Below are 14,630 nucleotides of genomic sequence, written 5' to 3'. Positions count from 1 at the left end.
CGCACACCGACCCCCGCCGATGTGACACTTGCGATGTCGCATCGCAGCATGGCACAGAATTCCCGCAGTGTGAACCGACGCACAGGCGGGGTTCACGCGGCGAGCGCACGGTTCCTGTTGCCACTGTGACAGCGATGGTGTCAGAATCGCACGCGTGACCCAGACCACAGGACCGCTCGCCGGCGTACGTGTCGTGGAGATGGTGGGGATCGGCCCCGGACCGTTCGCCGCCATGCTCCTGGCCGACCTCGGCGCCGATGTCATCCGCATCGATCGCCCCGGCGGCAACGCCTTGCAGGTGGCGCCCCCCGAGCGCGACGTCCTCGGCCGGAACCGGCCCAGCGCCGCGATCGACCTCAAGAGCGATCAAGGTGTCGACGTGGTGCTCGGCCTCATCGAGCGCGCCGACATCCTCATCGAGGGGTTCCGCCCCGGCGTGATGGAGCGGCTCGGTCTCGGACCGGACGTCGCCCTGGAGCGGAACCCGCGCCTCGTCTACGGCCGCATGACCGGCTGGGGCCAGACCGGCCCCCTGGCGGACCGTGCCGGGCACGACATCAACTACATCGCCGTGTCCGGTGGGCTCGACCCGATCGGCCGGGCCGGCGGACCTCCGCAGGTGCCGCTCAACCTGCTCGGCGACTTCGCCGGCGGCTCGATGTACCTCGTCACCGGGGTGCTGGCGGCGCTGACCCACGCGCGCGCCACCGGCGAGGGACAGGTCGTCGACGCGGCGATCACCGACGGGGTCGCGCACCTGATGTCGATGATCGTCAGCATGCAGCAGTCGGGGGTGTGGTCGCCGCGTCGCGGCGAGAACCTGCTCGACACCGGGGCCCCGTTCTACGACGTGTACGAGACGTCGGACGGCTACTGGATGAGCGTCGGCGGGCTGGAGCCGCAGTTCTGGTACGCGATGCAGGAGGTCTTCGCGTCGGTCGGGCTCGGCGACCTGCCCGACCGCAACGACCCGAAGAACTGGACCGAGCTGCGCGCCACGCTGCGCGGCTGGTTCCTCAGCCGCACGCAGGCCGAGTGGACGGCGCTGTTCGCCGAGACCGATGCCTGCGTCGCGCCCGTCATGCCGCTCGAGGAGGCGTTCGAGCACCCGCACAACGTCGCCCGCGACACCTACGTCACCGAGTACGGCGTCACCCAGCCGGCGCCCGCGCCGCGCTTCTCGGTCACCGAGACCACGATCCACCGCGCTCCGGACCGTCCGGGCGCCAGCACGCGAGAGGCCCTGACCGACTGGGGCATCGAGGGTGTGGACGACCTGATCCACAACAAGGTCGTCGTCGAGAACCAGGAGAGCTGATGCAGCGCACGCTGTTCGAGTCCGAGCACGAGTCCTTCCGCGACACGGTGCGCAACTTCCTCGAGAAGGAGGTCGTCCCGCACCACGAGCAGTGGGAGCACGACGGCATCGTCCCGCGCGAGGTCTGGCTGAAGGCCGGCGAGCTGGGGATCCTCGGCTTCATGATGCCCGAGGAGTTCGGCGGCGGCGGCGTCTCCGACTTCCGGTACAACGTCGTGCTGCAGGAGGAGCTGACCCGCGTCGGCGCCAGCGGCGTGGGATTCCCGCTGCACACCGACCTGGTCTCGGGCTACCTGCTCAGCTATGCCACCGACGAGCAGAAGCAGCGCTGGCTGCCGAAGTTCGTGACGGGCGAGATGATCACCGCGATCGCGATGACCGAGCCGGGCACGGGCTCGGACCTGCAGGGCATGAAGACGACGGCGGTGCGCGAGGGCGACCACTACGTCCTCAACGGCTCGAAGACGTTCATCAGCAACGGCATCAACGCCGACTTCGTGATCGTCGCCTGCAAGACCGACCCCGACGCGGGCGCCATGGGCGTCTCGCTGATCGTCGTCGAGCGGGGGATGGCCGGCTTCGAGCGCGGTCGCAACCTCGACAAGATGGGGCTCAAGGCCCAGGACACGGCCGAGCTGTTCTTCGACGACGTGCGCGTCCCGGTCGAGAACCTCATCGGCGAGGAGGGCCGCGGCTTCGTCTACCTGATGGAGAAGCTGCCGCAGGAGCGCCTGACGATCTCGGTGGTCGCGGCCGCCGCGTGCCGCACGATGATCGACCAGACGCTCGAGTACGTGAAGAGCCGCAAGGCCTTCGGCAAGCCGATCGGATCGTTCCAGAACTCGCGCTTCGTGCTGGCCGAGTTGGAGACCGAGCAGCGCATCGCGCAGGTGTTCGTCGATCGCAGCATCGAGGCGCTCAACGCGGGCACGCTGTCGATCGACGATGCCGCCGCGGGCAAGTGGTGGACGACCGAGCTGCAGAAGAAGACGGCCGACTCCTGCCTGCAGCTGTACGGCGGCTACGGCTACATGAGCGAGTACCCGATCAGCAAGGCGTACCTCGACACCCGGATCCAGACGATCTACGGCGGCACCACCGAGATCATGAAGGAGATCATCGGCCGCTCGATGGGCATCTGACGGTCAGGGGGTCTCGGAGACGCTGCTCAACGCGGCAGGCACCTCGACCTCGCGGGTGGGCGCGCGTCGTCGAGAGGCGGCGGTGATCGAGACGACCGTGCCCACGAGACCCAGGACGCACAGGAAAGTCAAGGACCAGCCGAACCCGGCGATGATCTGCGGCGGGGCCTGGCTGCCGGGGATCGAGGCCTGCAGGACGGCCTCGCTCAGGCCGGGCGAGAGCCCCACGGTCAACAGCGTCAGGGCGAGCGCGAGGCTCAGGACGTTGCCGGTGTTCTGCACGGCCAGGCGCATGCCGTTCACGACTCCGAGGCTCTCGTCGGGTGTGGCCTCGAGCAGTGACGTGGCGTTCGACCCGATGAACAGCCCCGTGCCCATGCCCACGAACACCAGGCTCCCGGCCAGGACCCACTCGTGCTGGGCGAACACCGCCCCGGTCAGCGCCATCATGCCGACCTGTCCGACGACGGCTCCGATCATCGAGATCTGCCGGGCGTGACGGCGCCGCGAGAGCCAGCCCACGCACAGCGATCCCAGGATGCTGCCGATCGGCATGGGCAGCAGCAGTACCGCGGTCTCGACGGGTCGCAGGTCCAGGGGGCCCTGCAGGTAGAGGCTCATCAGCACGATCGCCGGGAACCGGCCGGCGCTGAGGAAGAACCCGGCCAACAGCAGCAGGCCGATCCCGTGCGTGCGCAAGGTGGCGACGTCGATCACCGGATGTCGGCTGCGGCGCTCGGCCAACGCGAGCAGCGGTAGCAGCGTCAGCGAGATCAGCAGGCCGCCGTAGACGAAAGGGCTGGCCCAGCCGAACTCGCTGACCATCGAGATGCTGACGGTCGTGAGGGTGATGACCACGATCACGAGGGTGTTCCCGGTGAGGTCCAGGCTGATCCCCTCCGCGCGCTCGGGGTCTCGGCGCAGCAGGAGGAAGCCGACGGCCAGGGCGACCACGCCGATGGGGACGTTCAACCAGAACACCCAGCGCCACCCGGTGAACTCGAGCACGATGCCCGCGGCGATCGGTCCGATGAGGCTGGCCACCGGGAAGGACGCCGCGTACAGGCCCATCGCCGTGCCCAGGGACACCTTGGGGAAGATCGAGTGGATCAGGGTCGCGCCGTTGCCGAGCAGGACCGCTCCGGCCAGGGCGGCCAGGATGCGCAGGCCGATGAGCCACTCCACGGTCGGGGCGAATCCGCAGGCGAGGCTGCAGAGGGTGTACGTGCCCAGTCCGCCGAGGTAGAGCAGCCGTTGGTTGACCATGTCGCTGATCCGCCCGAAGAGCAGCAGGGAGGCGGTGCTGGCGACCATGTACGACAGCACGAGCCAACTGGCCTCGAAGTGCGTCGCGTCGAAGTGGCGGGTCAACGCCGGCAGCGCGACGTTGACGGTGCTGGAGTTGAGGCCGATCAGCATGCTGACCAGGCACACGACGAACAACGTCGACCATGCGGCAGCACTGGTGCCCGAGTGTTGGCTCTTCACGTCACCTCCAACTAGAACATTATTCTAAAACCTCATTCTTGTATATCCCGAGGGCTCGTGCCGCGGAAGTCATACGACGTGGGGCCGATGGTGCTCAATGTGACCCTTGACACATCCGGAACACGGGCGGATGATCTAGCCATCCTAGAGTCGCATTCTAGATTGGGGATCAAGGATGACCACAGCACAGGGCCGGCTCGTCGAGGTCGACGACCTGCACGTTGAGTTCCGCACGGGCGGCCGGACCGTCGAAGCCATCAGCGGGGTGAGCCTGGAGATCCACGCCGGCGAGACCGTCGCGGTGGTGGGTGAGTCCGGTTCGGGCAAGAGCGTCACGGCGCTCGCGATGCTCGGGCTCCTCGGCAACGGACGCATCAGTGGCGGCAAGGTCACCTGGGACGGCGAAGAGATCACCCACGCCACCCGGCAGCAGCTGCGGCGGATCCGCGGGAACGACATCTCGATCGTCTTCCAGGACCCGATGACCGCGCTCGATCCGCTGTTCACGATCGGCAGCCAGTTGCGCGAGGCCATCCAGGTGCACCAGCGGCTGAGCCGCAAGCAGGCCCGGGCCCGCGCGGTCGAGCTGCTGTCGCAGGTCGGCATCCCCGATCCGGAGTCGAAGGTCGACGCGTACCCCCACCAGCTCTCCGGCGGTCAGCGTCAGCGCGTCATGATCGCCGGGGCGCTCGCGTGCTCCCCCCGCTTGCTGATCGCCGACGAGCCGACCACCGCCTTGGACGTGACGGTCGAGGCGCAGGTGCTGCGCCTGATCCGCGACCTCCAGCGCGAGACGGGCGTGGCCCTGATGCTGATCACGCACGACATGGGCGTGGTCGCCGAGATGGCCGATCGCGTGGTCGTCTTCTACGCCGGCGAAGTGGTCGAGACCGGCACGGCCGAGCAGATCCTCAGCGACCCCCGTCATCCCTACACGCAGGCGTTGCTGCGGGCGATCCCTCGCCCCGACACCCCGCGCGACGAGCCGATGCCCGCCATCCCGGGTGTCGTCCCCGCGCTCGACGTCATGCCGCAGGGATGCCGCTTCGCGAGTCGGTGCCCGCTCTCGGACGGTGATCGCTGCCTCGAGCCGCAGCCGCTGCTGGACCTCGACGGGCGCCACGCCCGGTGTTGGCGCGCAGGGACCGGCACCGCCGAGGCGGTCCAGCTGGCCGGAGCGGTCGGATGAGCGCCCCGGTCGTGCGCCCACTGGTGGTGGGCGAGCCGGCTCCCGCGGCCGACACGCTCCTCGCGCTGGACCAGGTGGTCAAGCACTTCCCCGGCCGCCGCAAGCAACCGCCGGTGCGAGCCGTCGACGGAGTGTCGCTGTCGGTGCGCCGCGGCGAGACCGTCGGCCTGGTCGGTGAGTCCGGCTCGGGCAAGTCGACCCTGGGCCGGCTCGCGTTGAGCCTGCTGACGCCGACCGCCGGCACGGTCCGGTTCGACGGCACCGACGTCTCGACGCTGCGCCGCCGCGACCTGGAACACCTGCGCCGTCGCATGCAGCTGGTCTTCCAGGATCCGGTCAGCTCGTTCAGCCCGCGGATGACGATCGAGGAGGTCCTGACCGAGCCGATGATCGTCCACGGCGTCGGGAACAAGGACTCGCGACGCAAGCGCTGCCGCGAGCTGCTCGACCTGGTCGGGCTGCCGGTCACCGCCCTCGAGCGCTATCCGCACCAGTTCTCCGGCGGCCAGGCCCAGCGCATCGGCATCGCCCGGGCGCTGACGACGAACCCCGAGCTGATCGTGTGCGACGAGGCGGTCTCGGCACTGGACGTCTCGGTCCAGGCCCAGATCCTCAACCTGCTGCGCGACGTCCAGCGCGAGCTGGGCCTGAGTTACCTGTTCATCGCCCACGACCTGAACGTCGTGCGGTACATGTCCGACCGGATCAGCGTGATGTACCTGGGCAAGCTCGTCGAGTCCGGGCCCACGGACACGTTGATGGGTGCCCCACTGCACCCGTACACGGCCGCGCTCGTCGAGGCCGTCCCGTCACTCGAGCGGCGCGGCGAGCTGCGGGCACCGCTGTCGGGCGAGATCCCCAGCCCCAGCCGGCCGCCGTCCGGGTGTCACTTCCACACCCGGTGCCCGCGACGCTTCGAGCCCTGTGACCACGTCGAGCCCGATCTCGTGGCGTTCGGTGATCGATCCGCCGCCTGCCACCTGGTCCAGGGCGCGGAGAGCGGAGCCCGGTCATGATCATGTTCACGAGTCGTCGACTCGGCTACGGACTCCTCGTCCTGGGTCTCGTCGCCTCCTTCACCTTCCTGACCCTGCGGGCGATCCCCGGAGACGTGGTCCGCCTGCAACTGGCCGACGCCCCGGGCGCGACCGAGGAGCAGGTGGCCCAGCGGGCCGCCGAGCTGGGCCTCGACCAGCCCGTGCTGAGCCAGTTCGTGACGTTCATGTCCGACCTGGTCCGGCTGGACTTCGGCACCTCCTTCGAGGACGGCCGTCCCGTGTTGGAGCACATCACCGAGCGGCTCCCGGCCACCCTCGAGCTGGGCCTGCTCGCGCTCCTGCTGGGCTTGATGCTGGGGATCCCGCTCGGGGTCGCCTCGGCGCTGAAGCAGAACTCGCCGCTGGACCAGGCGATGCGGGTCCTGGCGGTCGTGGGGATGTCGGTGCCGAACTTCTGGCTGGCGCTGCTGCTCATCACCTTCCTGGCGCAGTGGTTCGGCTGGTCGCCGCCCCTGGTCTACGTCGGTCCCGGCGAGAACCTGGCACAGAACCTGGCCCACCTGGCGCTGCCGGCGTTCGCCCTCGCGGTCGGCTCGATGGCCGGGGTGGCCCGCATGCTGCGGTCTTCGATGCTCGAGGTGCTCGGGTCGAACTTCATCCGCACCGTCCGGTCCCGCGGGGCCTCGGAGTGGAACGTGCTGTTCAAGCACGCCGGCCGCAACAGCCTGATCCCGGTGTTCTCGTTGCTGGGCCTGCAGGTCGGCTCGATCCTCGGCGGCACCGTGATCCTCGAGTCGATTTTCTCCATCCCCGGCATGGGGTCGCTGATCTTCGACGCGGTCCAGCAGCGCGACTACCCGGTCGTGCTGGGCTGCGTGATCGTCTACGGCGGCCTGTTCATCCTCGTCAACCTCATCGTCGACGTCCTGTACGCGATCGTCGATCCCCGGATCCGTTACTGAGAAGGCGTGCCATGACCATTCCCGGAATCCACATCCTGGTGCCTCGGCACTCACGTCGGGCCGTCGAGCCCAAGGTCCTCACGCCGCGACGGGGGATCCTGCGCTACCTCAAGGAGCAGCCGCTCGGTGCGGCCGCGGCGATCATCATCGTCGTGTTCGTCACGCTGGCCGCGCTGGCGCCGTGGCTCGCGCCGTACAACCCGCTGGCGCAGAACCGCGACCAGATCATGGTGCCGCCCAACGGGAGTCACCTCATGGGCACCGACGAGCTGGGCCGAGACGTGCTCAGCCGCGTCATGTACGGCGCCCGCACGTCGCTGTTGATCTCGGTGGCGACACTGACGATCGGCGGCCTGATCGGACTGTTGCTGGGTGTCGTGTCGGGTTATTTCGGCGGCACGTGGGTCGACACGATCATCCAACGCGTCATGGACTCGCTCATGGCGGTGCCGTCGATCGTGCTGCTGTTGTTCGTCGCGGCGCTGCTCGGCCCGAGCATCAGGAACACGATCCTGGCCCTGGCCCTGCTCGTGGTCCCGGCGTTCAACCGCGTCTCCCGCGGCGAGATGCTGCGCATCCGCGAGGAGACGTACGTCGAGGCGGCTCGCGCCGTGGGCTGCAGCACCCCGCGGATCCTGTTCCGCTACGGCCTGCCCAACCTCATGGCGCCGCTGTTCGTGGTCACGAGCCTGCTGTTCGCGATCGTGCTGATCGCCGAGTCGGCGCTGAGCTTCCTGGGCATCGGCACACCGCCGCCCACACCCTCGTGGGGCCGCATGCTCAGCGAGGCCTCGCGCCAGCTCGAGATCGCGCCCTGGATGGCCCTGTTCCCGGGCCTGGCCCTGTCGCTCTCGGTGCTCGCGTTCAACCTGCTCGGCGACGCCCTGCGCGACTTCCTCGATCCCAAGCAACGCCGATGACGGCCCCGACCGCTTCACCGACCTCTTCCGGGTCGCGCCACCACACATCCCAAGGAGACACGATGCACCGTTCCCATCGCACGGCGAGACTCGCCGCGACTCTCGCCGCCACGGCGGTCGTCGCGTCCGGCTGCTTCGGCAGCTCGTCCGGAGGCAGCACCGATTCCGGCAAGGGCGCGCTCGTCGAGGACGACGGGCCGCCGCAGTCCGGTGGCACCTTCCAGATTGCCGGCACGGCGGACGCCACCTCACTCGATCCGCAGAAGGAGCCGGCGTACTCGGTGCACAGCGCCGTCGGCGCGGTGTACAGCCGGCTGCTGGCGTTCAAGACCGGTCCCGACGTCGACTACGGCACCAACGAGGTCGAGGGGGACCTCGCCGAGAAGTGGGAGTCCAGCGACGACGCGAAGACGTGGACGGTGACGTTGCGCGACGGCGTCGTGTGGCACGACAAGGCTCCGGTGAACGGTCGAGAGCTGACCGTCAAAGACGTGGTGTGCACCTTCGACCGCATCAAGGAGATCCAGGGGCACGCGCTGGGCCTGATCTCGAACGTCGAGTCGCTCACGACGCCCGACGACCGCACACTGGTCTTCCAGCTGAAGACTCCCTACTCGGCCTTCGACGAGACGCTGGCGAACCCGTTCCTGGTGATCCTGCCGTGCGAGGCCACGAACGGCGGGTTCGATCCGGCGACCGACGCGATCGGCACCGGCCCGTTCGTGCTGAAGAGCTGGAAGCGCAACCAGGAGCGCGTCTACCTGAAGCACCCGGACTACTTCGTCGAGGGTCAGCCGTACCTCGACGGCTACACGACGACGATCATGCCCGACGCGCAGGCGCAGATCGCGGCGCTGCGCAGCGGCAAGATCGACATGATCACCACCTTGTCGACCGAGAAGCGCCAGGTGGACCAGCTGCTGAGCCAGGTCAAGGGGCTGCAGAAGAGCCAGGAGGCCGGCACGACGCAGACCCGCGTCTACATGAACGCCGACAAGAAGCCCTTCGACCAGTTCAAGGTCCGTCGCGCCGTGGCCCTGGCGATCGACAAGCAGGGCATGATCGACGGCATCCGTGCCGGCGGCACCGTCACCGGTCCGATCACGCCGACCCTGTTCGGCGCTCTGCCGACCGAAGAGGTCGAGAAGCTCGTCCCGTACGACCCCGACGAGGCCAAGCGTCTGCTCAAGGAGGCCGGATTCCCTGACGGTTTCTCCGCCAAGATGGTCGTCACGACGGGTTACGGCGAGACGATCGTCCGTGAGGCGCAGTGGGTCCAGGAGGACCTGGCGAAGATCGGCATCGACGTCGAGCTCGACGTCCAGGACTACGCGACCTATGCCGGTGACACCTGGCCGAACGGCAAGTACGACATCGCCTACGGCCTGCAGACGCCGATGCTCACCGCCGACGAGTACCTGAGCACGGAGTATCACTCGAAGGGCAGCCGCAACTGGTCGAACGTCGATGATCCCGAGCTGGACACGATGATCGAGGCGCAGAAGGCGATGGCCGACGCGACGCAGCGCGAGAAGGCGCTGCAGGAGATCGACCGGCACATCCTCGAGAAGGTGCTGACGCCGTTGCCGTTGTACGTCTACGACGGTCAGACCCTGTTGTCGCCGCGGGTGCGCTCGTGGAACCCCCACCCTGACTACTCGGCCCGCGAGTACCAGAACATCTGGCTGAAGAAGGACTGACGTGTGGGACGTCGACGGTGCCGCACCTTCGCCGGGCACCCCGGTGGAGGTGGCACCGGGAATCCACCTGGTGCTCGCGCCGAACGCGAACGCGTGGACGTTCGAGGGCACCAACACCTGGGTGCTGACCGGTGGCGGCGATGCGGTCGTGGTCGATCCGGGGCCTGACGACCCGGCGCACCTCGACACGATCGACGAGGTGGTGAGGTCCAGCGGCTCACGGGTCCGCGAGGTGCTGCTGACCCACCACCACAACGACCACTCGGATGCGGCCACCCCGCTGGCCGAGCGCTGGTCCGCACCCGTGCGGCCCCGCGTGCAGCGCGGGGTGGTCCCCGAGGGGACGAGGTTCGACGTCGGCGGGACCGAGGCATGGGTGCTCAGCACTCCCGGCCACACGGCCGACGGGGTGAGCCTGGTCGTGCCGGAGCGGAAGTACGTGTTGACCGGCGACACCGTGCTGGCTCGCGTGAACCCGTTCATCAGTCACCCCGACGGGACGATCGCGGACATGCTCACGTCGATGCGGCGGCTGGGCGCCCTGGTCGACGACGACTGGGTGTTCCTGCCCGGCCACGGACCGGTGGTGCGCGAGCCGCGTCGCTACCTGCGCGATCGCACCAGTGATCGGCAGCGGCGCGTCGAGCAGGTCGCTCGGCACGCCGCACGGGGGCACACGTCGGCGGAGATCGCCCGCCTGATCCATCCCCACCTCGAGTCGGTCCGCCTGCGCGCCGCGCAGGCCTCGGTCGAGGCGATCCTGCACTACCTCTCGGAGCCCTCGAGCGCGCCCGAGTCCACCACCAGAAAGGCGAATCACTGATGTCCATCACCGACACCAAGCCCCGAGCGGACGTGGCCGAGCGCTTCGTGCCCCGCCCCAGTCCCGAGACCCAGCCGTTCTGGGACGGGACCGCCGCCGGCGAGCTGCGGATCCAGTCGTGCCTGTCCTGCAGTCGGCCGTTCTTCTACCCCCGCTCGTCGTGCCCGCGGTGCGGCTCCGAGGACCTGGAGTGGATCCGCTGCTCGGGTCGGGCGACGCTGCACTCCTATGTCATCTCGGCGCGTCCGGCCCCTGGCTTCGACCCGCCCACGGTCATCGCGGTGGTCGAGCTCGAGGAGGGTCCGCGGATGATGACGAACGTCGTCGGCGTCGATCCCGACCCGCAGAACCTGCCGCTGGACCTGCCCGTGCGGGTGTCGTTCGAGGACCGGGGCGCCCTGCAGATCCCGGTCTTCGAGCCTGACGAGGAGGCGGGCCGATGAGCACGGACGTCGTCATCCTGGGTGCCGCCGAGACCGAGGAGCTCGGCAAGCTGCCGCACCTGTCCACGATGGAGCTGCACCTGCAGTCCGCCCGCCGTGCCCTGGCCGACGCGGGCCTTCGCCTCGACCAGGTCGACGGCATCGCCTCGGTGTCCACCGGTGGACCCGGGCCGGTGGCGGTGGCTCACGCCTTGGGCATCACGCCCACCTACGTCGACGGCACGTCCGTCGGCGGCTCGTCCTTCCTCTTCCACGTCCGTCACGCCGTCGCCGCGATCCGGGCCGGCCACGCGGAGGTCGTCCTGATCACCCATGGCGAGTCCGGCCGGTCGCGCGTCGGTGCCGCACCGTGGGCGCGTCCGGTCGACTCGGCGATGGCCCAGTTCGAGATGCCCTACGGCGTGCTCGGCCCGCCGACGACCTTCACCGTCCCGGCGCTGCGGTTCCTGCACGAGACCGGCAACACGATCGAGCAGATGGCCGAGGTCGCGGTGGCGCAGCGGCGGTGGTCGTCGCGCAACACCCGCGCGATGTACCGCGACGAGCTGACGGTCGACGACGTGCTGTCCGCGCGCCAGGTCGCCTGGCCGTTCACCCTGCTCATGTGCTGCCTCGTGACCGATGGCGGCGGCGCCCTCGTGGTGACCTCGCGCGAGTTCGCCGAGGCCCACGGCTCGGACCAGCCGCTGGTGCAGGTCACGGGCACCGGCGAGGCGGCCACGACGCCGCTTGTCTCGCAGATGGAGGACATGAGCCGGTGCCGCCAGTTCGAGCTGTCCAGCCAGGCGGCGTTCCGCGAGGCGGGGATGGGTCCGTCCGACATCGATCACCTGATGATCTACGACGCCTTCGCGCACGTGCCGCTGTTCGGACTCGAGGACATGGGCTTCGTCGGACGAGGTGAGTCCGGCGCGTTCGTGGCCGAGGGCCACACGTCCCCGGGCGGGTCCCTGCCGATGAACACCAACGGCGGCGGCCTGTCCTACACCCACACCGGGATGTACGGGATGTTCGCGATCCAGGAGTCGGTCCGTCAGTTGCGGGGCCAGGCCGAGGCGCAGGTCGACGACGTCGAGACGAGCCTCGTGCTCGGCAACGGCGGCATGTTCATGAGCGCCGCGACCTTGGTCCTGACCCGCGGATAGCACCGTGGCGACCCCCATACCCGTCCATCACAGGAGGAACGACATGTCCACATCCGACCGTCAGGTCGTCATCATCACGGGAGCCGGCCGAGGTCTCGGCCGGGCCCACGCCCTGGAGTTCGCCGAGCGCGGTGCTGCGGTGGTCGTCAACGACCTCGGCGCCTCGCTCGACGGGACCGGTGCCGAGCAGGGGCCGGCCGAGGAGGTCGCCGAGCAAGTTCGGGCCCGCGGGGGCGACGTCCTCGTCAACGGCGACGACATCAGCGAGCCCGAGGGGGCCGAGCGGTTGCTGGCCGCCACGCTCGACGCGTTCGGGCGCGTCGACGTCCTGGTCAACAACGCCGGGATCCTGCGCGACCGCACGCTCATCAACATGACCATCGAGGAGTGGGACGCCGTCATCAAGGTGCACCTGCGCGGAACCTTCGCCCCCATGAAGGCGGTCGCCACCCACTGGCGTGAACTGTCGCGGGCCGGCGAGCCGGTCGACGGCCGCATCATCAACACCACGTCGTCGTCGGGCATCTACGGCAACCCCGGCCAGAGCAACTACGGCGCGGCGAAGGCCGGGATCGCGGCGATGACGATCATCGCCTCGCGCGAGTTGGCGCGGTACGGGATCACCGTCAATGCCATCGCCCCGGCGGCGCTGACCCGGATGACCGAGGGCCTGCGCACCGATCGTCCCGAGATTGCGGAGGGGGAGTTCAACCCGGGAGCACCCGAGAACGTGTCGCCCCTCGTCGCCTGGCTGGCCAGTCCGGCCGCGAAGGACGTCACGGGACGGGTCTTCAACGTGCGCGGCGGCCACGTCAGCGTCGCCGAGGGCTGGATCGCCGGCCCGTCGGTCGAGGAGCAACGCCGGCTCACCGTCGAGGACCTCGACACGATCCTGCCGGACCTGCTGGCGCAGGCCCGGCCCAACGCCCTGATGAACGGCAAGGTCCCGCAGGAGGTCCCCGCATGAGCCTCAACCACGACGTGGTGGGAGTGCGCTCCGACCCGGTCGAGAAGTCCTGGACCAGCACCGACGCGCTGCTCTATGCGCTCGGTGTCGGCGCCGGTCACGACAACCCGCTGGAGGACCTGGCGTACACGACCGAGCACGGACCGCCCGATGGCGGCGGTCAGAAGGTGGTGCCGTCGTACGGCGTGATGCTGACGTGGGGGACCCGAGGCCGCAAGCTCGGCGACTTCGATCCGGCGATGCTCGTGCACGCCGAGCAGGCGATCGAGCTGCACCGGCCCCTGCCGCCGCAGGGCACGGTCTCGATCACCTCGACGGTCACCAGCATCGAGGACAAGCGCAGTGGCGCCCTGGTCCGCTCGGCGGCCGAGGCCGTGCTGGTCGAGACCGGCGAGCCGCTGGTCACCTCGCGGTCAGGCATCTTCATCCGCGGCGAGGGCGGGTTCGGGGGCCAGGCCACCGTGGCGCCTGACGACACCGTGCCCGACCGGGACCCCGACGAGCGGATCGTCACGGCTTCGTGGCCGGGGCAGGCCCTGCTCTACCGGCTCAGCGGCGACCGGAACCCGCTGCACAGCGACCCGTCCTTCGCGGCGCGGGGCGGCTTCCCGCGGCCGATCCTGCACGGACTGTGCACGTACGGCATCACGTGCCGATCGCTCGTCGATGCCGTGGCCAAGGGCGATGGCGACGCGATGCGCTCCATGTCCGGGCGCTTCTCGGCACCGGTCCTGCCGGGTGACGAGCTGACGGTGGAGGTGTGGGACGTCGATGCCGGTCTCGTGGCGTTCCGGGTGCGACGGACCGACGGAACGGTGGTCATCGATCGTGGCCGGGCCGGGTTCGCGCTCGGCTGACTCCCCGTCAGTCCTGACCGGGGTTCAGGCGGCGGATCAGCACGACGGCATGTCGGGCGACCCGCTTGGCCTGGGCCGCGGTCTTGCACTCGGCGGAGAAACGGGCCGCCTCACCCACGATGCTGGTCAGCGAGGCGACGGTCATCCGGTCCTCGACGCTGTTGCCCAGCCCGAGGACCATCAGGTTGCGCCGGACCCACTCCGCGCTGCGCTCGCGGCGCTGGGTCTCGAATCCCGGAGGGGCGTCCCCGGAGTAGAAGATCGGGAACAGCCGGCGGTCGCGCCAGACGGCCTCGAGGTAGGCCAGGGTGCCGGCCTCGAACTGGGCCACCGGATCGGTCGTGCCGGAGTTGCGCATGTCGGCGACGGCGCCAGCGGCGGCACGCGCCAGCCGAGCGACGTAGTCCTCCCAGAGCGCGGTGTACAGCTCGGCCTTGCCTCCGAAGTGGTGGTAGACGCTGCCGACGCTCGACCCGGCGCGCTCGACGACGTCGGAGATCCCGGCCTGCGTGTAGCCCTGCTCGATGAACACGTCGGCAGCGGCCTCGAGGACCTGTTTACGGGTCTCCTCGGTCTTGGCCCAACGGCGCCCGGGAGGGCGCGTGGGTTCGGTTGCGGACATCGAAGCTCCGGTCATTCGGCATCAGGGCTGGTTCAGCATAGGCCGAATCGCCCCTT

At 69.4% G+C, this 14,630-nt stretch carries 14 protein-coding genes; 12 read left to right on the top strand and 2 right to left on the bottom strand.

What is annotated here, in order from left to right:
* The first annotated feature begins 154 nt into the window (after window positions 1-154).
* Together H9L21_RS14815 and H9L21_RS14810 are read left to right on the top strand one after the other, a co-directional pair.
* Entirely contained in the window at window positions 155-1,318 is a 1,164-nt protein-coding gene (locus tag H9L21_RS14815; RefSeq protein ID WP_255467085.1) for a CaiB/BaiF CoA transferase family protein, read from the top strand.
* Entirely contained in the window at window positions 1,318-2,460 is a 1,143-nt protein-coding gene (locus tag H9L21_RS14810; protein WP_154597359.1) for an acyl-CoA dehydrogenase family protein, read from the top strand. The genes H9L21_RS14815 and H9L21_RS14810 overlap by 1 nt, the downstream gene beginning before the upstream one ends.
* A 3-nt stretch (window positions 2,461-2,463) precedes the next feature.
* Here H9L21_RS14810 and H9L21_RS14805 read toward each other — a convergent pair whose 3' ends face one another.
* Window positions 2,464-3,948, bottom strand: a complete 1,485-nt coding sequence (locus H9L21_RS14805; RefSeq protein WP_154597360.1) for an MFS transporter — start codon at window positions 3,946-3,948, stop codon at window positions 2,464-2,466.
* A gap of 175 nt (window positions 3,949-4,123) precedes the next feature.
* Between H9L21_RS14805 and H9L21_RS14800 the strand changes: the two genes are divergently transcribed.
* The 10 genes from H9L21_RS14800 to H9L21_RS14755 all read left to right on the top strand — a co-directional run bounded on the left by H9L21_RS14800 (window position 4,124) and on the right by H9L21_RS14755 (window position 13,952).
* Window positions 4,124-5,137, top strand: a complete 1,014-nt coding sequence (locus tag H9L21_RS14800; protein WP_154597361.1) for an ABC transporter ATP-binding protein — start codon at window positions 4,124-4,126, stop codon at window positions 5,135-5,137.
* Entirely contained in the window at window positions 5,134-6,153 is a 1,020-nt protein-coding gene (locus H9L21_RS14795; RefSeq protein ID WP_154597362.1) for an ABC transporter ATP-binding protein, read from the top strand. The genes H9L21_RS14800 and H9L21_RS14795 overlap by 4 nt, the downstream gene beginning before the upstream one ends.
* Window positions 6,154-6,155: 2 nt before the next feature.
* Window positions 6,156-7,097, top strand: coding sequence for an ABC transporter permease (locus tag H9L21_RS14790; RefSeq protein WP_222865798.1), 942 nt, complete (start codon window positions 6,156-6,158; stop codon window positions 7,095-7,097).
* Between the two features lie 11 nt (window positions 7,098-7,108).
* Window positions 7,109-8,017, top strand: a complete 909-nt coding sequence (locus tag H9L21_RS14785; RefSeq protein WP_154597364.1) for an ABC transporter permease — start codon at window positions 7,109-7,111, stop codon at window positions 8,015-8,017.
* 62 nt (window positions 8,018-8,079) lie between these two features.
* Window positions 8,080-9,717: an ABC transporter substrate-binding protein gene (locus H9L21_RS14780; RefSeq protein WP_187411612.1), complete on the top strand. Its 1,638-nt coding sequence runs from the start codon at window positions 8,080-8,082 to the stop codon at window positions 9,715-9,717.
* A 1-nt stretch (window position 9,718) separates the two neighbouring features.
* The gene (locus H9L21_RS14775) at window positions 9,719-10,540 is read left to right on the top strand and encodes an MBL fold metallo-hydrolase (RefSeq protein ID WP_154597366.1); all 822 of its coding nucleotides are present in this window, start codon (window positions 9,719-9,721) and stop codon (window positions 10,538-10,540) included.
* Window positions 10,540-10,983: a Zn-ribbon domain-containing OB-fold protein gene (locus tag H9L21_RS14770; protein WP_154597367.1), complete on the top strand. Its 444-nt coding sequence runs from the start codon at window positions 10,540-10,542 to the stop codon at window positions 10,981-10,983. The genes H9L21_RS14775 and H9L21_RS14770 overlap by 1 nt, the downstream gene beginning before the upstream one ends.
* Window positions 10,980-12,128 (top strand): thiolase C-terminal domain-containing protein, encoded by a 1,149-nt coding sequence (locus tag H9L21_RS14765; protein ID WP_154597368.1) that lies wholly within the window; start codon window positions 10,980-10,982, stop codon window positions 12,126-12,128. The genes H9L21_RS14770 and H9L21_RS14765 overlap by 4 nt, the downstream gene beginning before the upstream one ends.
* Window positions 12,129-12,171: 43 nt before the next feature.
* Complete coding sequence (locus tag H9L21_RS14760) at window positions 12,172-13,095, top strand: SDR family oxidoreductase (protein ID WP_154597369.1); 924 nt, start codon at window positions 12,172-12,174, stop codon at window positions 13,093-13,095.
* Window positions 13,092-13,952, top strand: coding sequence for a MaoC/PaaZ C-terminal domain-containing protein (locus H9L21_RS14755; protein WP_154597370.1), 861 nt, complete (start codon window positions 13,092-13,094; stop codon window positions 13,950-13,952). The genes H9L21_RS14760 and H9L21_RS14755 overlap by 4 nt, the downstream gene beginning before the upstream one ends.
* A 7-nt stretch (window positions 13,953-13,959) precedes the next feature.
* Here H9L21_RS14755 and H9L21_RS14750 read toward each other — a convergent pair whose 3' ends face one another.
* Window positions 13,960-14,574, bottom strand: a complete 615-nt coding sequence (locus tag H9L21_RS14750; protein WP_154597371.1) for a TetR/AcrR family transcriptional regulator — start codon at window positions 14,572-14,574, stop codon at window positions 13,960-13,962.
* Between the last annotated feature and the right edge of the window lie 56 nt (window positions 14,575-14,630).

Origin of the sequence: Aeromicrobium senzhongii, from assembly GCF_014334735.1 — a bacterium.
GTDB lineage: Bacteria > Actinomycetota > Actinomycetes > Propionibacteriales > Nocardioidaceae > Aeromicrobium > Aeromicrobium senzhongii.
This window is presented reverse-complemented; position numbering and strand designations above follow the sequence as displayed.